We start from the raw sequence: 19,310 nt of genomic DNA on the forward strand, positions 1-19,310 counted from the left end.
CTTAGACCGTCCTGATTCGGGGGTTGATGAGCAGGTAAAGGAGATCCACCAGGATGTTCACAATCACGAAGGTCACCGCAATGACCAGGACCACGCCCTGGACCAGGTTCGTGTCGGAGTTGGTGATGCCGTTGAGGATCTGCTGACCCATACCCGGCAGGGAGAAGATCATTTCAATCACGACGGCGCCGCCGAGAAGGTAGCCAATGCGCAGGCCCAACACGGTCACCGGGGTGACAAGGGCGTTGCGCAGGACGTTCTTGGAAACGACCGTGGTGTACGGGACGCCGTTGCCAATAGCCGTCCGGACGTAGTCACGGTCCAGCTCCTCAACCATGGAGGTGCGGACAACACGGATCAACGATGCCGAAACGGGGATTGCCAGGGCAAGTGCAGGAAGGGTCATGGAGCTGAGCCAGCCCATGAAGCCTTCGCTCGGATCTGCGAGCCCGCCGGAGGGGAACCAGGAGTTATCGCCAAGGGCAAACCACTGGATGAGCAAGATGCCCAACCAGAAAGACGGGGTGGCGATGGCTGCCACGGAGAAGACGCGGATAACTTGGTCCACCCACTTGTCGCGGTACAGGGCCGCGAGAACACCGAAGACAAGGGAGATGACGATGGCGATCAGGACGCCAAGGAACGTCAGCTGCAAGGTCACGGGGAAGGCGCTGGCAATGACCTCAGTGATCGGCTTTGCCGGCGGCAGGGTGTCACCGAAGTTGCCCGTAAGGAGCTTGCCTAGGTAATTAAAGTATTGGATGAAAAGGGGATCGTTGAATCCGTTGACTTCGCGGTATTGCTCCAGGGCCTCAAGAGAGGCTCCTTCACCCAGCGCGGCAACGGCGCGGTCACCGGGAGTGAACTGCAGTACTACGAAGACGAGCAGGGTTACGCCCAGGATCATCAACGGTAGGGCTGCGAGCCGGCGTCCCAGCAGGCGCAAAAAGTTTGCCAATGTACTTACTCCGGTTCTATTTGCAACAGCGCAGAAGGGAGGACTGTGTGCTGCATCATAGGAAAGATTATTTCAGGCCGGAGGGGCCGTGGCCTGTGGTAGGCCACAGCCCCTCCGGTCTGGGTGAAACGCTAATGCTATGCCGTGCGGCCAACTCCAATGAAGGAGATGCCCGTGGTGGGCAGCGGTGCGAAGCCGTCGAGCTTCTTAGCGTCCCACGCTGTGGGCAGCTTGCGGTGGAAGATCGGGTACAGAGGAACTTCTTCAGCGATGATGTCTACAATTTCCTTGTAGAGAGCCTTGGCATCGGCTTCGGGAGCGGCCAACGCTGCATCGAGCTTGGTCTGGACTTCCTTGTACTCTGCGGATTCGTTCCAGGCGAAGCGGTTCTTGGCCCAGGTATCGCCACGGAACCACCAGCTCAGCAGGATGTCTGCGTCGTTGCCGAACACGGACGGATCGCCGGGGGCTGCGACAACGTCGTACTTCAAGCCGCCCACCTTCTCCGGTGCGTAGACGGCGGCGGAAGCCAGGGGCTCAAGTGTGGTTGCAACGCCAATGGCATCCCAGTTTTTCTTGATGAGCGGGATAACGTCCTTGACCCAGGCGGTGTCGGTGCTGGTCAGGGTCAGCTTCAAGTCCTTGACGCCTGCACCAGCCAGCAGTGACTTGGCCTTCTCGGCGTCGTAACCGTAAACGGTGGAAGCCAACTGGTAGTTGGGGCTGCCTTCCTGGAAGAAGGAGGTGGCAGCGGTTCCGTTGCCCAGGAGGGCGGTCTTGATGATTGCTTCCTTGTCCAAGGCGTAGTGCAGTGCCTGGCGTACTTCCTTCTTATCAAAGGGTGCGCGGGAGAGGTTGAACATCAAGAACATCAGGCCGAAGGACTGTACGGACTCTACGTCAACCTTGTTCTTGAGCGCATCAACGTCCAGGTAGGGGACGTCCTCGATGGCCTGGACGCGGCCGGACTGCATGGCGGTGACGCGAGCCGAGGCATCCGAGAGCAGGAACCAGGTCATGTCCTTGGCCAGTGCCGGCTTCGGGCCGTTGTAGGCATCGTTGCGAGCGAAGACGATCTTGTCATCCTTGGCTGCGGAAACGAACTTGTACGGGCCGGTGCCGACGGGCTTGGCGTCGAAAGCCACCTGATCGGCGGAGGCGAGGGCCTTGGGAACAACCTTGACCACGGAAATTCGCGGGCCGAAGCCGGCGAATGCGGTGTTCAGCTTGAACTCAACGGTCTTCTCATCAATGGCCTTGACGGAGTCAATGAAGAAGATGAACTGCGCGAACAGGGCCTTGTTGGCCGGGTCCAGTACGCGCTCGAAGGAGTAGGCAACATCTTCGGTGGTGACCGGGGTGCCGTCATGGAACATGGCACCGTCGCGAATGGTGACCTGGTAGGTGGTCTCATCCACCTTCTTGGGATCTTCCTTGGCGAGAGCGTTGTAGGGCTCGCGGGTGGCCGGGTGGAGCTCTACAAGGCCTTCAAAGATGTGCAGGTTGGCGGCCAGCGGGGTTGCGCCCGAGGAACTCATGGGGTCAAAGCCGGTGGACAACGAGTAGGAGATGCCAGCTTCAATGCTGAGGTCCTTGTTAACCGTTCCGGTGTTGGCATTGTCTTTGCTGGTGTCAGTGGAGGAGCCGCAAGCTGCCAGTGTTGCTGTGAAGGCGGTAGCTGCACCAAGGACGCCAGCGGCCTTGAGGAACGTGCGCCGCGACGCCGGGGTCGCAGGCAGGTTCTGAAGAGTATTGCTCATACTGTTGACTCACCATTTCATGTAAGAGTTATCGGATGTAGGACGTCCGATGCTTATAATGAAACTGTAATAGCCATCACACGGTTGGTCAAATGCTTTGAGGTTTCATTTTGGCCTCAGATTTATCCGCCACGGCGTTGAGCTCGTTTCGGCCCAAAAATCCACTTGCACGGCTGTGCGGGTGGGATTTATAGGAGCATGGTCGGACATCCGATATTCTATGGTCTGGATCACGTGGTCATGCAGCAGGCGTGTTGGCCCCCAAGCGGCAGGATTGCAAGGCTCGTGGCAGGGGGCAGGAGGCAGGGGAAAGTCTTTTTCCCGTAAGTTTCGCCAGCGAAGTGATAATTGCAGTTAGTGCAGCGTTAGTTTCTGAGGAGTTTTTGTTGTCCATTTCGATGATTGTGCCCAAGGCCAGGTTCAGTGCACAGGCGCGTCTGCGTGCCTTACAGGCGGACATCATGGAACTTATCCTGGACCGGGACCTAGATTCCGGTGATCCCATGCCCACGGAGAATGAGCTGTGTGAAGTCCTCGGCGTGGGGCGCAATACCTTGCGGGAATCCCTGAAGGTGCTCCAGGCGTTGGGTGTCATCGAGATTAGGCACGGATTTGGCATGTTTGTGGCTCCCAGCAATTTTGATGCCTTGGCTGACGGGATGACCTTCCGTGGCCGCTTGTCACTGCGCCACGAAGGTTTGGAGGCCTTGCAGCTGGTGGATATTCGCCAAGCGTTGGAGGCGGGGCTAATTAGCGAATCAATCTCCTTGGTCAGCCCGGAGCACTTGCTGCGCATTGAAGCCACAGTGGTGAAGATGGAAGAGCTTGCAGAACGCAAGGAACCTTTCACCGAAACTGACGCTGAGTTTCACCGGCTGCTGTTCGAGCCCCTCGGCAACGAGCTGCTGATGAACCTGATGAGTGTCTTCTGGAAGGTCTACCACAAGATCCACGTGGAAATTGGTACTGGCGGGCAGGATCTTCTCAGCACAGCCGCAGAGCACCGGGCCATTTACCGTGCCGTGGCTGCCAAGGATGGGCCTGGTGCTGCTCAGCTGCTCAGCTGCCACTTCAATGGAATCCGGGCCAAAATCCGCAAGTTTGTAGAAGCTGATTAATTCGTAACGGAAAGTGCTCTGCCGCATCTCCCCGAGTCCGGACGCTGGCCGGGGAGGCGGGTGACTTTTGCCGCCGCCACCGCAGTGCGGTGGCGGCGGCATTATTTGGATCCGGCTAAACCGCAAGCCGCGAAGAATCACTACGCCGCGAAGCACTGGTTGAACGGGCCGGCGCATTGGTTAAACGAAAGAGTCCCAAGCACAAGCTTGGGACTCTTTCTTGAAAGTGCGCGCGAAGGGATTCGAACCCCCAACCTTCTGATCCGTAGTCAGATGCTCTATCCGTTGAGCTACGCACGCATATTTTGTTTCTTTGTTTCTTTGTTGACCCTCGGGCCGTGAATAACTCTAACCCACCTTGGGCGGAGAGTACAAATCGGATAGTCGCAAAATCGCGGTGTTCCCCAACACTAGACCGGTCTAGGTGACGTGAGTCACAAATGATACGGATAACAAAAATTGTGAACCCCGGAAAGACGCGGAAGTTGCTACGGTATCCAGCTACTCATCCCATATCCAACCCCCAGAGGCTCCAAAAAACGCGCCATAGCATTTAGACACCACCTACCGACCCAATGAAGGGACACACAATGGGCAACGCGCCAGTGCAGGAATCCGTTGAGCAGGCTACCACTACCCATGAGGGCCTCGCCGCCTGGGTGGCTGAAGTTGCTGCGCTAACCTTGCCGGAGAGTATCCGCTGGGTAGACGGGTCTGTGCAGGAATATGCCCTGTTGACGGATCACCTGGTGAATGAAGGCACACTGACCCGTCTGAACCCGGAACTGTTCCCGAATTCCTTCGCTGCCTTCTCGGACCCCAAGGACGTGGCCCGAGTAGAAGGACGCACCTTCATTTGCTCCGAAAAGGAGCGCGACGCCGGATTCACCAACAACTGGATGGACCCGGCGGCCATGAAGGAAATCCTGGACGAGAAGTTTGCCGGCAGTATGCGCGGGCGCACCATGTTCGTCATCCCGTTCGTCATGGGCCCCCTTGACGCGCAGGATCCCAAGTTCGGCGTGGAGATCACCGATTCCGCCTACGTAGTTGCCTCCATGCGCATCATGGCCCAGATCGGTTCCGAGGTCCTGCGCAAGATCGAGGAAACCAACGCCTTCTTCGTCCCAGCACTGCACTCGGTGGGTGCCCCGCTTGCCCCAGGTGAAAAAGATGTTCCCTGGCCGTGCAACGAGGAGAAGTGGATTGTGCACTTCCCCGAAGAACGAGCCATCTTCTCCTACGGTTCCGGCTACGGCGGAAATGCGCTGCTCGGCAAGAAGTGCTTTGCCCTGCGGATAGCCTCCGTCATGGCCCGTGATGAGGGCTGGCTGGCCGAACACATGCTGATCCTGAAACTCATTAGCCCCGAAAACAAGGCGTACCACGTTGCTGCAGCGTTCCCGTCTGCCTGCGGGAAAACCAACCTGGCGCTGCTCCAACCCACCATCCCCGGCTGGAAGGCCGAGACGCTAGGCGATGACATCAACTGGATGCGCTTCGGTAAGGAAGGTGAGCTGCGTGCTGTTAACCCGGAAGCCGGCTTATTCGGAGTGGCCCCCGGCACTGGCTGGTCCACCAACCCGAATGCCATGGCCGCCATTGTCAAGGGAAATTCCATCTTCACCAATGTTGCTTTGACGGACGATGGCGGTGTCTGGTGGGAGGGTATGACCAACGAGGTGCCCGCTCACCTCACGGATTGGCGCGGCCAGGACTGGACCCCCGAGACTGGGCGGCCCGCAGCTCACCCGAACTCCCGTTTCTGCACACCCATCGATCAGGTGGACATGCTCTCGCCGGACTACTACAGCCCGGAAGGCGTTGAAATTGACGCGATTCTGTTCGGTGGCAGGCGCAAAACCACCATTCCTTTGGTGACCCAGGCCCGCGATTGGACCCACGGGATCTTCATGGGCTCCACCCTCTCATCCGAGACAACGGCTGCTGCCACCGGAGCCGTAGGTGTGGTGCGCCGCGACCCCATGGCCATGCTCCCCTTCATCGGATACGACGCCGGTGACTACCTCAAGCACTGGATCGATCTCTCCGCCGGTGGTAACCAAGAGCGCCTACCCAAGATCTTCTTGGTGAACTGGTTCCGCCGCAACGCAGAGGGTGGCTTCGCTTGGCCCGGCTTCAGTGAAAACAGCCGCGTGCTCAAGTGGATCATCGAACGGATCGAAGGCAAGGCTGCAGCCGTGGAGACCCCTATCGGCTTTGTCCCGGCCGAAGGGGCACTGGACCTGGCAGGTTTGGAGGTCTCGGATGCGGACATAGCAGATGCGCTCAAGGTGGTTGCGGCTGAATGGAAAGAGGAGCTTGCCGGCATCGATGAATGGTACGCCCGCTTCGGCGATTCCCTCCCGGCGGAAATGGCTGCCGAACTCGAAGGCCTCAAGCAGCGCTTCGCCGCCTGACGCCCCAGCATTAAACGCAGGAGCCGAGGCTCCCTCGCGGGCAGTAAGATTTTTTTCGGTCGCTGGGCGACCTTGAAAATCCATCCCCGCTCCGGGAACCTCGGCTCCTGCTTTGATTTTTGCGGTTATGCGGCGGTCCCGGCTAGCCACAAGTCCGGGCCGAACACTTCGTAGTGAATCTTTGTGGACGGGATGCCAGCGTCAATTGCCTGGTTGCGGATGGCCTTCATGAATGGCAGTGGACCGCACACATACATGGAGGCGTTCTCCGGAATGTCCAGGCCCTCCAGGGACATGAAACCCTTGTTGAAGCCCTCCGTGGGTTCTTCAAGCCACAACTGCAGGTTGGCGCTGTCAATGGCGTCAACATCGTTGGTCATCTGATCACGCAGGGCCCAGGCTGCCAGGTTCTTCTCTGCATGGAGCACCATGATTTCGCGGTCTGCGCCGTTCGCGGCAAGGGCGCGCAGTGCCGAGGCGGAGGGGGTGCAACCGATTCCGGCCGTGGCCATGATGATGGGACCTTCGCCGTCCAGGGTCAGGTCACCGGCGGGGTTGGACAGTTCCACGATGTCACCGACCTGGACGTTGTTGTGCAGTACGGGGGAGACCTCGCCGCCGTCGTCGCGCTTGGTGGTGAACACGCGGCGGCTGGTGGAATCCACATCGGCGGAGAGCGAGTACTGGCGGCACTGGAGCAGGCCATCCGGGAGGGCCAGTTTCACGGAAACGAACTGTCCGGGGCGGGCCACCGTGACGGGGGTGTCATCAGCTGGCTCAAGGACGAAAGTCATGGAATCGGTGCCGGCGGCGTTCTTCTCGATGACGCGCCAAGGCATCCACATCTTGTCATTGGCCTGCTGGGAGTAGAGGCCCTTCTCGATCTTGATGAGGGCGTTGGCCATGAGCCAGTAGACCTCGGTCCAGGCTTCGGCGATCTCGGCGGTGATGACATCGGAGAGCTCTTCGGCGATGGCTTCGAATAGGTACTTGTACACAATTTCGTACTGGTCCTCGGTGATGCCAAGCGTGGTGTGCTTGTGGGCAATGCGGCTCAGCATGGTCTCGGGAATTATGTCAGGGTTAGCCACGAGTGCTGAGGCGAAGCCTGCGATGGAACCGGCCAGGGCCTTTTGCTGCTCACCATTGTTCTGGTTGGCGCGGCTGAAAAGTCCGTCAAGGAGTTCGGGTCGGGCAGCGAACATGCGGCTGTAAAAGTTCGGGGTGATGGCGCCCAGACGCGAGCCAACAAGCGGCAGCGTGGCTTCGATGAGGGGGCGCGATTTTTCCGAAAGCATCTTTACTCCTTGGGTTGTGTCTTTGTGACAAATCCAAAGTAGCATTTTAAATGCGAGTTTAAATTCCACTTTTCTACGCGCTGTAGAAAAAGCCTGATTTGGCGGGGGTTAATCCGGACGTGATGTGCTTAACATCACGGGCACCGGGCCGGTGGTGGTGGTCCTGGCAAGGCTGTAGATGGTCACCTCGTCTAGTGACACGTAAAATGCTTCGCGTGCGTGATTGAGCACGCCGCGCAGGCCGCAACTATGCGCCATGGGGCAATCGCCCATGTCCGTTTGGCATTGTGCAACGTCGCCATGATCGTCAAGGATGCGCAGCACCTTACCTACCGTGGCTTGTTTGCCTTCAGATGAAATGCGTACGCCGCCGCTGCGCCCACGAAGGGCTTCCACCAAGCCCATTTGGCGCAATTTCAGGACAGCCTTGCTGACATGGTTGTAGGGCGTGCCCACGGACTCAGCGAGTTCGCGCGTGGTGGGAAGCTCATCCTCTGGCAGAGAGCACAGCACCATCAACAGGCGCAGGCTCACGTCAGAAAAGCTATTAATACGCATGGATTATGCCCATATGGTGACTTCACCAGCTTCTAAGAAGGGATTGCCGAACTCCCACCCGGTGGGGGCTTGACGGTAGGGCCTGACTGCGGAAACGCTCACACCGGTGCTGTGCTCGGCCATGACGTGGATGGCGTCGGTGGCGTCATCGGGCAAGTGAATATCGCAGACCACGGCGGCAGCTCGGTTCGCTTCCTTCTGCTGGGATAGCGCTTCGAAAAGATCCGCCACCATTTGATCGGCGTCCAACTCTTCCTCTTCCCCACCTTCGGTGGTTATCGGTGAGACGGCCACCAGACTCAGATCGCCCTCGTGCGTGAGAACAAGGCCCACCGGCAGGAAGGCGCCATGCTCTTCAAGCTGGTCGCCCGCCACACCCAAGGCGGTGCCAATGAGCTTGTTGAGGTCATCTTGAACCAAGAGGTCGGTTTCAGATTGCGGGTTGGTGTTCGGCTCCATCAGGGCTCCTGTAATAAGTGTTGGGTGTTTGGGGCTGTGCCGTGGTGGCTGTGGTGCTGGCCTCTGGCGGGCTAGCGGCGGACCAGCTCAAGGACGGCGTCGCGCAGATCAGCCATGGTCACGGCATCAACAGCTTCGGCATTCAGACGCAGGAAAGGCTCGGTGTTGGAGGCGCGCAGGTTAAACCACCAGGAACCGTCCTTGGCGGTAAAGGTGACGCCGTCCAGTTCATCAACCACTACGTCTTCACGGGTGTAGGCCTGACGTACCCGGGCTACTGCGGCGGGGACATCGGCCAGCTGGGAGTTGATTTCACCGCTGGATGCGTAAGGTTCGTATTCGCGGCCCAGATCCGATAGCGGACCATCCTGCTCGCCTAGGGCAGCCAGGACGTGCATGGCTGCGAGCATGCCGGTGTCTGCATTGAAGAAATCGCGGAAGTAGTAGTGAGCGGAGTGCTCCCCACCAAACACTGCGCCTTCTGCAGCCATGGTTGCCTTGATGAAGGAATGGCCCACGCGCGTGCGGACGGCTCGGCCGCCGTCGTGCTCGATCAGTTCCGGTACCGCACGGGAGGTGATGAGGTTGTGGATGACTGTGGGGTGTTCCTCTCCGCCCTTCTTGGCTCGCGCAATCTCGCGGCGGGCCACCAAAGCCGTCACGGCCGACGGCGAAACGGGCGCCCCCAGCTCGTCAATTACAAAGCAACGGTCGGCGTCGCCGTCGAACGCCAAACCAATGTCCGCACCATGCTTGACTACGGCCGCCTGCAGATCCACCAGGTTGGCCGGCTCCAAGGGGTTGGCCGGGTGATTGGGGAAGGTGCCATCGAGCTCAAAGTACAGCGGCACAATCTCAAAGGGCAGGCCGGGCAACAGTGCACTGCCCAGCACGGCCGGAGTGGTCATACCAGCCATGCCGTTACCGGCGTCAACCACTATCTTTAGCGGGCGTGAGGCAGAGAGATCCACCAGAGAACGCAGGTACTGTGAGTAGTCCTTCAGGACATCCGCGGTGCCAATGCTGCCTACGGTTTTATCGGCCGGAATGCCATTGGCCAGATAAGACTGGGCGAGGTCCCGGATCTCGGTCAAACCAGTTTCCGAGGAAAGCGGCACGGCGCCGGGCTTGGTCATCTTCATGCCGTTATATTCAGCCGGGTTATGACTGGCAGTGAAAACCACGCCGGCAGCCTTGAGCGCACCCGAAGCGAAGTACAGCTCATCGGTGGAGATCAGCCCCAGCAGCTGAACATTGGCACCCCTGCCGGATGCGCCCTCGGCAAAGGCTGCCGAGAACTCGGGGGAGGAGGGGCGCATATCGCCACCAACCAAGACGTTTTGGCCCTCAAGGCCCAGCACATCGACAAAAGCAGCACCCACGGCCTTGACGGAGGAGGCAGTAATGGACTGGCCCACAATGCCACGGACGTCATACGCTTTGAAGGAAGTGGAGAGGTCAACCGGGAAATTCTCTTCAGTAGTCACCCCATCATCTTAGCGTTGAGGAGCAAACCGTGAAGTTATCCACAGTTTCCCCGGGGTGGGCGCCCATTGTCGGTGGCCGCTGGAATACTGGGGATATGACGACGCAACCAACCCCCGGTACTTCCACAACATCCCACAGCGCCTCCGCTACCAGGGCTCAGGCGCTGGAAGTGCTACGGGCCTTGGTAGGCCGGGAGGATGCAGACTTTCATGATGGCCAGTATGAAGCCATTGAAGCGCTGGTGGACGCCGGACGCCGGGCCTTGGTGGTCCAGCGCACCGGCTGGGGAAAATCGGCCGTGTACTTTGTTGCCTCGCTGCTGCTGCGGGCCCGGGGCGCCGGCCCAACCCTGATTGTCTCGCCCCTGCTGGCACTCATGCGTGATCAAGTTGCCGCAGCGGAGCGGGCGGGAGTGCGGGCCATGGCCATCAATTCCGCCAATGCCACGGAATGGGGTGAAGTCTCGGCCGCCCTGGCCGCCGATCAGGTGGACGTGCTGTTGGTGTCCCCTGAACGGCTGACGAACCCGTCCTTCCGGGAAAATCAGCTGCCCATGCTCATTGCGCGTACTGGCCTGTTGGTTGTTGACGAGGCCCATTGCATCTCCGACTGGGGCCACGATTTCCGCCCCGATTACCGCCGTATTGCGGATTTGATTGCCCAGCTTCCGGCATCCGTGCCCGTACTGGCCACCACCGCCACCGCCAACTCGCGGGTAGTGGCTGATATTGAGGAACAGCTCGGGGCCGGGGTGTTCACCATCCGAGGCCCGCTGGCGCGAAAATCCTTACGGCTGGGGGTGCTGCGGCTGCCCGATTCTCGTGATCGGCTCGGCTGGTTGCTGACGCATTTGGCACAACTGCCGGGCAGCGGCATCATCTACACCCTCACGGTTTCCGCGGCCGAGGACACCGCACGGCTGCTCTCTGAAGCCGGGCATGTGGTCAAGGCCTATACGGGACGTACCGACACCATGGAACGCGAGAACCTGGAAGAGGCGCTCAAGAACAACCAGGTCAAGGCGCTCGTGGCCACCAGCGCCTTGGGTATGGGGTTCGACAAGCCGGACCTGGGCTTCGTGGTGCACTTGGGGGCGCCCTCATCCCCTGTGGCCTACTACCAGCAAGTAGGGCGTGCCGGCCGTGGCAGCGCCAACGCGGACGTGCTCCTCTTGCCCGGCAGTGAGGACGCCGAAATTTGGCGCTACTTTGCCACGGCCTCCATGCCGGCCCAGGACAAGGCCATGGCAGTCTTGCAAACGCTGGGCGAATCACCCAAGGCCATGTCCACCCCGGCACTGGAAGCCAGAGTTGACCTGCGGCGGACCCCGCTGGAGCTGCTGTTGAAGGTGCTGGCTGTTGACGGGGCCGTCCGGAGGGTCACGGGAGGCTGGGAATCCACGGGCCAGCCCTGGGTCTATGACGAACAACGGTACCGCCGGATTGCCGCAGCCCGTGTGGATGAGCAGCAATCCATGGTGGAATACGAGCGCATGTCAGGGTGCCGGATGGAATACCTAGCCGCCGCGCTGGACGATGAAACCGCGTCTCCGTGCGGGCGGTGCGATAACTGTACGGGCCGCTGGTTTGCCGCAGACGTTGGCCAAGGAGCTGCCGAACGTGCCGGGGAATCGCTGCGTCATGCCGGACTGCCGCTTGATCCACGCGCCATGTGGCCTACCGGCATGGACAAGCTGGGGGTTCCGGTCAAGGGCAAACTGAAAGCCAACGAGCTGCTCTCAACCGGACGAGTTCTGGCCAGACTCAGCGATCTGGGATGGGGCAATGCCCTACGGGCCATGTTTGCATCCGGCGCCCGGGATGCTCCTATGGACCCGGCCATGGCCCAAGCCGTAGTAGCGGTGCTGCGCGAATGGGGTCAGCACGGTTGGGAAGGTGCCGGACGTCCCGTGGCAGTGGTCTCGATGCCGTCCCGGAAGAAGCCATTGTTGTTGCAGTCCTTCGCCCAAGCCATCTGTGAGATTGGCCAGCTGCCGTACCTGGGTGAATTATCGCTGCAATTCGGTGGGCCCACGGGGGAGCGCGGAGGCAATAGCGCCTACCGCCTGGCCGGTGTCTGGGATCGCTTTGTGGTGGGGCCAGAGCTGGCATCCGCGCTCGCGGATGGCCCGGATGGGCCGGTTTTACTCCTTGATGATCTGGTGGATAGCCGCTGGTCTCTCACTGTTGCCGGACGTGCGCTGCGTGCCGCAGGGGCGGAACAGGTCCTGCCACTGGTGCTGGCCCAAGCCGGCTAAAGCTTCCCCGTCCCGCCCAACACGCTGGGTCATCTTTCGGCATTAACCCAAAACGGCATTAACCCAAAACGCTATCGCAGCAATGGTTGGAGACTCGGGAACGCTAGTGCACACAGTGGTATAGCGTTCCCAAAAATCGCGCCATTGCTGCGATAGCGTCTGGGAAACGGGGCCCGAAGGTAACCGAGCGTCCGCGAGGTGGTGGTTACTGACCGGCGGGGCGTAGACGCAGGGCCTGCATGCCACCATCCACGGCAATGGAAATACCTGTGGTGGAGCCGGAAAGCGGGCTCGCCAAGTACGCCACGGCGCCCGCAACCTCATCGGCGGCAACCAGACGGCCATGCGGTTGACGGGCGTTCAAAGCAGCACGCTCCGCTACCGGATCCGGTGCCGAATCCATGAGCCGGCTGATCCACGGTGTGTCAGCCGTGCCGGGGTTCACGGCGTTGACGCGTACCCCTTCACGCAGGTGATCTGCCGCCATGGCCTGCGTCAAGGACAAAACCGCGCCCTTGGTGGCCGAGTACAGTGCGCGTTGCGGTAATCCTGCGGTGGCCGCAATGGAGCAAGTGTTCACAATAGCCGCGGCAGATGACTTGCGCAGATGCGGCAGGGCAGCGCGGGAAACGCGGACCATGCCGACAACGTTGATGTCCCAGACGCGAGCCCATTCGGCGTCGTCATTGTCCTCCACAGTGCCTTGGGCGCCAATGCCGGCGTTATTGATGAGAATGTCAACCCCGCCAAAGACTGCCACGGTGCCCTCGATCGCGGCCTTGACGGATGCGTCGTCAACTACGTTGCAGATAAACCCAAGCTGGCCCTCGGGCAGATCCGCCGGATTCAGGTCAAGGACGGAGATATTCGCGCCCATGGACTGCAGCTTGGCCGCGATGGCTGCGCCAATTCCGGAGGCACCGCCGGTAACAACCGCTGTCAGGGCTGAAAGCTCGGGGCTCATCTAGGCTTCCTGTGCTGCGGGTGCGAACCGGAAGAATTCCTGGCGCTGGCGCCCCAAACCGGCGATCTCCACTTCCACGACGTCGCCGTCCTGGATGTAGGGGAAACGGCCGGACAGGGCAACGCCTTCCGGGGTCCCAGTCAGAATGACATCGCCGGCTTCCAGCACCATGTACTGGCTCAGATGGTGAATGATGGTGGGAACATCGAAGATCAAATCCGCGGTGTTGGAGTTCTGGCGTGGCTCGCCATTGACCCAGGTCTGGAGCTGAAGGTTGCTGGCGTCTATTGCATCAGCAGGAACAAACCACGGCCCCAGCGGCGTGGACTTGGGAAGCGACTTACCCTTGGTCCACTGCCCGGCGGCACCCGGGAGCTGGTATTCGCGCTCCGAGAGGTCGTTGGCAATGAGATAACCGGCGACGGCGGATGCGGCCTCGGAGACATCGGACAGGTAGCTGACCTCACGGCCCACAACGATTCCTAGTTCCACCTCCCAGTCATACTTGGCCGAGTTCGGCGGGATGGGGGCGGCATCGAACGGGCCGGACACCGTGTTGTTCGGCTTGAGGAAGACCACCGGACTGGTGGGTGGCTCGGCACCTGACTCTGCCGCGTGAGCTGCGTAGTTCATGCCGACGCAGACCACATTGTTGGGTCGTGAGATGGGGGAACCGATGCGCAGCCCATCAGCGTTGTCCAAGACCGGCAAGGATTCATTGGCCAACGCGGTTCGCAGGGCGGCGATGCCGTCATTGGACAGGAAGGCCCCATCGATGGCGGAGGTTACGGGGCGAGCGTCATAGACGCGTTCAACACCTGCGGAATCGAGCGCGATGACAACGGGAATTTCTTGTCCTTGATCACCAAGACGTGCAATCTTCATTGATTTCCTATCCTTACTGCGGCCGCACCGTTGCGGCCCTTGTGGCTCAGAAACCTCCGTAACAGAGGTCAGTAACGTCTGAGCTTTAAGGTAACTTTACCTACTCATTGCAATTATTTCAGCATTTTGAGACATATTGACATGCGAAACATCGGATGTTTAGCTTGAGTCAACTTCTATTATCTCTAATTCTCTCCTAGGGAGCACCTGTGAGTACCATCATTGCCGTTGAGACCAGCGACGTCCGTTTCCCTACCTCACGTGATCTGGATGGCTCCGATGCCATGAACCCGGATCCGGACTATTCGGCAGCGTACTTGCGTGTTGTTACAGACCACGGCGACGGTCATGAAGGTCACGGGTTCGTGTTCACTATTGGGCGGGGAAATGACGTGGAAACGGCCGCTATCAAGGCGCTGACGCCATATCTCATGGGCCGGAATGTGGAGAATTTGCTTGCGGATATGGGTGCCACCTACAAGGAGTTCATCAACGATTCCCAGTTGCGCTGGCTCGGTCCTGAGAAAGGTGTCATGCACATGGCAATTGGTGCTGTGGTCAATGCGCTGTGGGATTTGAAAGCCAAACGTGCAGGCCTGCCGTTGTGGCAGTTACTGGGGACCATGAGTCCCGAGGAGCTCGTGAACCTGGTTGACTTCCGCTACCTCAGCGATGCCCTCACCCCCGAGGACGCCTTGGAGATTCTGCGTGCCGCAGAGCCTGGCCGTGATGAGCGCATGGCTACCTTGCTGGCGGAGGGCTACCCGGGCTACACCACCACACCAGGCTGGTTGGGGTATTCGGATGAGAAGCTGACACGGCTGGCGCACGAGGCCGTTGCCGAAGGTTTCTTGCAGATCAAGCTCAAGGTAGGTGCCGACCTCGCGGATGACGTGCGCCGTCTGCGTACCGCACGTGCCGCCGTGGGACCAGACATCAAGATTGCCGTGGATGCCAACCAGCGTTGGGATGTGGATCAGGCCATCGAATGGATGTCCCATCTGGCCGAGTTTGATATTGCCTGGATCGAGGAACCCACCAGCCCTGACGACATTTTGGGGCACGCAGCCATTGCCCGCGGCGTGGCACCGATCCCGGTGGCCACCGGCGAGCATGTGCAGAACCGTATTGTGTTCAAGCAGATGCTACAGGCGGGCGCGCTGCAGGTTTTGCAGATTGATGCAGCCCGTGTGGCTGGAGTCAACGAAAACGTGGCCATCTTGTTGCTGGCCGCCAAGTTCGGTGTCCGGGTCTGCCCGCACGCCGGCGGTGTAGGCCTATGCGAGGCCGTGCAGCACCTGTCCATGTTTGACTTTCTCGCCGTCTCCGGCAAAAAGGATGACCGCATGATCGAGTTCGTGGACCACCTCCACGAGCACTTCCTCACCCCGATTGATGTTCATGACGGCCGCTACTGGCCGCCCGTTGCTCCCGGTGGCGGCAGCGAAATGCATGCTGCATCCGTAGCGGAGTACAGCTTCCCGGACGGGGCCTTCTGGGCTGCGGACGCGGCGAGTGCCGTGGAAAAGGACATGGTTTAGTCATGTCAGACCTAGCCATCCCCAATCAGCCTGCCCCCAACAAAACCATCCCCCAGTCCACCCCAGCACAAGCTGTTTCAGCCCGAGCCGATTCAGCCCAAGCCACCATCCCCCATGCTCCCTGGTTCACCGAGGACAGGCTCGGCATGTTTGTGCACTGGGGTTTGTACTCCCTCGCTGCACGCCATGAGTGGGTCATGTACCGGGAGAACATGAGTGTTGGGGAGTACCGCAAGTACTTTGATCACTTTGAGCCGGACCTCTATGACCCCCGTGAATGGGCCGCCGCGGCCAAAAATGCGGGGATGAAGTACGTGGTCCTGACCACCAAACACCACGACGGTTTCGCGTTGTGGGATTCTGCCCTCACGGAGTACAAATCCACCAACACCCCCTGCGGAAAGGATCTGCTGACACCTTATGTGGCGGCACTGCGGGAGGTGGGGCTCAAAGTTGGCTTCTACCATTCGGTCATCGACTGGCATCACGGGGATTTCACCATTGACGGCAACCACGCTGACCGGAACAACCCGGATTGGCAGGAGTTGAACAAGGGGCGCGATGGGGACCGGTACCGTAAATATTTGCACGGCCAGGTCCGTGAACTACTCAGCAATTATGGGCAGATTGACTACTTGTTCTTTGATTTCTCCTATCCGGATGTTGCAACTGCCAACCCCGACGGCGGTGGGAGGTTCCCCGGTAAGGGAGCCGCTGACTGGGGCTCAGCCGAGCTGATGAAGATGATCCGGGAACTGCAGCCGGGCATTGTGGTCAATGACCGGCTCAATGTGCCCGGGGACTTTCTCACGCCGGAGCAATATCAGCCGGCAGGGCCCATGATCAGCGGGAACAAGGAAGTGCCTTGGGAAGCGTGCCAAACACTGAACGGAAGCTGGGGCTATGACAGGGACAATCTGGATTACAAATCTGCCGAACAACTTATCCGCATGCTCATTGACGGTGTGTCCAAGGGAGGGAACTTGCTGCTGAATGTGGGTCCCACGGCTCGTGGCGAAATTGATCCCCGCGCACACGAGCTACTGGCTGCCATGGGCGAATGGATGCATCTGCACGGGCGCTCCATTTACGGTGCCGGGGCCTCGGGCCTGCAAGCGCCAGCGGATGCCCGCTACACCCTGCGTGTCAACAGGCTGTACTTGCATCTTTTTGCCTGGCCGTTCCAGTTCATCCATCTGCCCGGCCTGGCCGGAAAGGTGCGGTACGCGCAGTTGCTTAACGATGCCTCAGAAGTTGCCATGCAAGTCCTTGATCCGGGGCAGTCCGCTGGCCACATGACCCCTGCCGGCCAAGCACCCGGTACCTTGACCTTGAAATTACCCGTCAAACGCCCCGGCGTGAGCGTGCCTGTCATTGAACTGTTCCTGAATCCAGAACCCTGAATCCTGACCCGAATGAGCACCGAAGGAGCCCCGCGCATGAGCCAGAAGATCGCCCTACACACCCGGCTAAAGCCCGGCAAAGAGGCTGAATATGACGCCGTCCATGCCCACATCAGTGACGAGCTTGACGCTGCACTTCGCACCGCCGGGGTCACAGCATGGAACATTTGGCGCAGTGGCCGGGAGCTTTTTCATGTGGTGGAAGTGGCCGATTACCAAGCCATGCGCAAGGAATTGGCCACGGATCCTGTCAACATTGAATGGCAGGCCGTCATGAGTGAACTGCTGGAAGTTGAGGACGACTACTCGGGCGATGACATGGGCCTGGCACAAGTGTGGGAACTGCCATGAGCGTGCCAGAACTGGGCCGTTTGGGATTTGGTGCCGCAGGAATCGGCAATCTCTACCGTGCCATGGACAGCGACGTTGCCGCCGCCACCCTCGCCGCCGGGTGGGACGCGGGCATCAGATACTTTGACACAGCACCCCATTACGGACTGGGCCTATCCGAACGACGTGTGGGCGCTTTCCTAGCCGGCAAACCGCGAGAGGACTTTGTCATTTCCACTAAGGTAGGCCGCGTTCTGGAATCGGTGGAGAACCCCTCGGATGCTCGCGATGAGCAGGGCTTTGACGTTCCTGCAGACACCGTTCGCCGCTGGGACCCGTCCGAGGCCGGTATTCGGCGCAGCATTGAGGACTCATTGGTCCGCACAGGGTTGGACGCGGTAGACATTGCCTATCTGCACGATCCGGACGTGTACGACCTCGAGGCCGGAATTAGGGAGGCCCTTCCCGCCTTGGTAAAGCTGCGCGAGGAGGGCCTGGTGTCTGCCATTGGCGTCGGCGCCAACTCGGCGAAGGCCCTGCGTGAGTGTGTCCTCGCCGCGGACCTGGACATCATTATGCTCGCCGGGCGCTACTCACTGCTGGAACAGCCGGGCGCCGCAGACCTCATGCCCCTGTGCCTGGCGCGCGGTGTGGGTATTGCCAACGTTGGCGTGTACAACTCCGGTCTGCTGGCCCGCCCCGTGGTTGCTGAGGGCGCGTTTTACAACTATGAACCGGCCCCGGCGGACATCTTGGCCCGCGCCAAGGCCCTCGCGGCCTGCTGCGACGAATTCGGTGTTGAGTTGCCAGCCGCTGCGCTGCAATTTGCTGCCGCCCACCCGGCTGTGAGCACCGTAGTGGTTGGTGCGTCCAACCCGGATCAAATCACTCAAACAGCGGCACGGATGGCGGCCCAGATTCCGCCCGAGCTTTGGACCGCACTGGTGTCCCGCGGTCTCCTAACGGAAGATCTCGTCTTTGCCTAGCGCGGACGCGGTGGCTCGGGTTGATTCTCACCTGCACCTGTGGGAACTGGGGGAGGGGCGGTATTCCTGGCTGCAACCTGGCCACGGCGTACTGTACAACTCCTTCACCGCGGAGCAGGCGTGGGAAGCACTGTCCGGGGCTGGCGTTCAGCAGGCCATCCTGGTCCAGGCTGACGATGCCGCCAGTGACACTGAAGCCATGCTTGCCGCGGCAGATGCCAACGACTGGATCATCGGCGTCGTGGGGTGGTTGCCGCTGGAAGATCCGTCTGGCGCTGCCGCACTCCTGGAACAATGGAGCGCCAACCCCAAATTCTGCGGTGTCCGGACACTGATCCACGACGACCCCCGCCCCAAGGTGCTGGAGCTTCCGGCAGTCCGCGAAACCCTGGCGTTGCTGGAGCGGGCAGGGATTGCCTTTGATGTTCCGGACGCCTTCCCGCGCCATCTGGGGCAAGTGGCTCAGCTGGCACGGGATTTTCCGCAGCTGCGGGTGGTGGTTGACCATCTGGGTAAGCCGCCGCGCGGAGGCGTAGAAGCCATGGCCGTATGGGAGGCGCAGTTGCGCGCCGTGGCGGCGTTTCCCAACACGGTGGCTAAAGTTTCGGGGCTGCATATGGACGGTGCACAATTTTCCGCAGCAGCGTTGCAGCAGGTGTGGGGCGTTGCTCTGGAAGCTTTCGGTCCCCATCGGCTGATATTTGGTGGTGACTGGCCGGTGAGTTTGCTTGGTGCCAGTTATGCGCAGACCATAGCGGTGGCGGGTGACCTTATTGAAACGTTGAGCCCCGCGGAATCCCAGGCCATCTGGTCCGGGACGGCGCTGCGTACCTATCGTCGCTAGTCGCCCCCGGGAGAGCCATGGCAGAGGCAAGGCTGCCTGCG

The 19,310-nt window shown here is 60.2% G+C and carries 16 protein-coding genes and 1 tRNA gene; 8 read left to right on the forward strand and 9 right to left on the reverse strand.

Annotated features, from left to right (window positions below):
* Position 1: 1 nt before the first annotated feature.
* Together RY113_RS07395 and RY113_RS07400 are read right to left on the reverse strand one after the other, a co-directional pair.
* On the reverse strand, positions 2-958 hold the full coding sequence (locus tag RY113_RS07395; RefSeq protein WP_315914062.1) for an ABC transporter permease: 957 nt from the start codon (positions 956-958) through the stop codon (positions 2-4).
* A 137-nt stretch (positions 959-1,095) separates the two neighbouring features.
* Positions 1,096-2,718, reverse strand: a complete 1,623-nt coding sequence (locus RY113_RS07400; RefSeq protein WP_110105024.1) for an ABC transporter substrate-binding protein — start codon at positions 2,716-2,718, stop codon at positions 1,096-1,098.
* 398 nt (positions 2,719-3,116) lie between these two features.
* Between RY113_RS07400 and RY113_RS07405 the strand changes: the two genes are divergently transcribed.
* Entirely contained in the window at positions 3,117-3,836 is a 720-nt protein-coding gene (locus tag RY113_RS07405; RefSeq protein WP_396334223.1) for a FadR/GntR family transcriptional regulator, read from the forward strand.
* A gap of 227 nt (positions 3,837-4,063) precedes the next feature.
* Here the strand turns inward: RY113_RS07405 and RY113_RS07410 are convergent.
* Positions 4,064-4,136 (reverse strand) — tRNA-Arg (locus RY113_RS07410).
* 290 nt (positions 4,137-4,426) lie between these two features.
* Here RY113_RS07410 and RY113_RS07415 point away from each other — a divergent pair.
* The gene (locus RY113_RS07415; protein ID WP_315914064.1) at positions 4,427-6,256 is read left to right on the forward strand and encodes a phosphoenolpyruvate carboxykinase (GTP); all 1,830 of its coding nucleotides are present in this window, start codon (positions 4,427-4,429) and stop codon (positions 6,254-6,256) included.
* A 125-nt stretch (positions 6,257-6,381) separates the two neighbouring features.
* Here RY113_RS07415 and RY113_RS07420 read toward each other — a convergent pair whose 3' ends face one another.
* The 4 genes from RY113_RS07420 to RY113_RS07435 all read right to left on the reverse strand — a co-directional run bounded on the left by RY113_RS07420 (position 6,382) and on the right by RY113_RS07435 (position 10,058).
* On the reverse strand, positions 6,382-7,554 hold the full coding sequence (locus tag RY113_RS07420) for a globin domain-containing protein (protein WP_110105021.1): 1,173 nt from the start codon (positions 7,552-7,554) through the stop codon (positions 6,382-6,384).
* A 108-nt stretch (positions 7,555-7,662) separates the two neighbouring features.
* Positions 7,663-8,112 (reverse strand): Rrf2 family transcriptional regulator, encoded by a 450-nt coding sequence (locus RY113_RS07425; RefSeq protein WP_315914065.1) that lies wholly within the window; start codon positions 8,110-8,112, stop codon positions 7,663-7,665.
* A 3-nt stretch (positions 8,113-8,115) separates the two neighbouring features.
* On the reverse strand, positions 8,116-8,571 hold the full coding sequence (locus RY113_RS07430; RefSeq protein WP_315914066.1) for a hypothetical protein: 456 nt from the start codon (positions 8,569-8,571) through the stop codon (positions 8,116-8,118).
* A gap of 71 nt (positions 8,572-8,642) precedes the next feature.
* Positions 8,643-10,058, reverse strand: a complete 1,416-nt coding sequence (locus RY113_RS07435; protein WP_315914067.1) for a phosphomannomutase/phosphoglucomutase — start codon at positions 10,056-10,058, stop codon at positions 8,643-8,645.
* Positions 10,059-10,153: 95 nt separating this feature from the next.
* Here RY113_RS07435 and RY113_RS07440 point away from each other — a divergent pair, with 95 nt between their 5' ends.
* Positions 10,154-12,316: a RecQ family ATP-dependent DNA helicase gene (locus tag RY113_RS07440; RefSeq protein WP_315914068.1), complete on the forward strand. Its 2,163-nt coding sequence runs from the start codon at positions 10,154-10,156 to the stop codon at positions 12,314-12,316.
* A gap of 205 nt (positions 12,317-12,521) precedes the next feature.
* Here the strand turns inward: RY113_RS07440 and RY113_RS07445 are convergent, their stop codons facing one another.
* Together RY113_RS07445 and RY113_RS07450 are read right to left on the reverse strand one after the other, a co-directional pair.
* Positions 12,522-13,280: an SDR family oxidoreductase gene (locus tag RY113_RS07445; RefSeq protein WP_315914069.1), complete on the reverse strand. Its 759-nt coding sequence runs from the start codon at positions 13,278-13,280 to the stop codon at positions 12,522-12,524.
* Complete coding sequence (locus RY113_RS07450; protein WP_315914070.1) at positions 13,281-14,165, reverse strand: fumarylacetoacetate hydrolase family protein; 885 nt, start codon at positions 14,163-14,165, stop codon at positions 13,281-13,283.
* Positions 14,166-14,374: 209 nt separating this feature from the next.
* Here RY113_RS07450 and RY113_RS07455 point away from each other — a divergent pair, with 209 nt between their 5' ends.
* From RY113_RS07455 to RY113_RS07475, 5 genes are read left to right on the forward strand one after another with little or no spacing between them, the layout of a single operon-like run.
* On the forward strand, positions 14,375-15,706 hold the full coding sequence (locus tag RY113_RS07455) for an L-fuconate dehydratase (RefSeq protein ID WP_315914071.1): 1,332 nt from the start codon (positions 14,375-14,377) through the stop codon (positions 15,704-15,706).
* Positions 15,707-15,708: 2 nt separating this feature from the next.
* Positions 15,709-17,109 (forward strand): alpha-L-fucosidase, encoded by a 1,401-nt coding sequence (locus RY113_RS07460; RefSeq protein WP_315914072.1) that lies wholly within the window; start codon positions 15,709-15,711, stop codon positions 17,107-17,109.
* 36 nt (positions 17,110-17,145) lie between these two features.
* Positions 17,146-17,460, forward strand: coding sequence for an L-rhamnose mutarotase (locus tag RY113_RS07465; protein ID WP_110105012.1), 315 nt, complete (start codon positions 17,146-17,148; stop codon positions 17,458-17,460).
* On the forward strand, positions 17,457-18,425 hold the full coding sequence (locus RY113_RS07470) for an aldo/keto reductase (RefSeq protein ID WP_315914073.1): 969 nt from the start codon (positions 17,457-17,459) through the stop codon (positions 18,423-18,425). The genes RY113_RS07465 and RY113_RS07470 overlap by 4 nt, the downstream gene beginning before the upstream one ends.
* Entirely contained in the window at positions 18,418-19,269 is an 852-nt protein-coding gene (locus tag RY113_RS07475) for an amidohydrolase (RefSeq protein WP_218867978.1), read from the forward strand. The genes RY113_RS07470 and RY113_RS07475 overlap by 8 nt, the downstream gene beginning before the upstream one ends.
* Positions 19,270-19,310: the final 41 nt, after the last annotated feature.

Origin of the sequence: Arthrobacter sp. lap29 (assembly GCF_032458965.1) — a bacterium.
Lineage (GTDB): Bacteria > Actinomycetota > Actinomycetes > Actinomycetales > Micrococcaceae > Specibacter > Specibacter psychrochitiniphilus.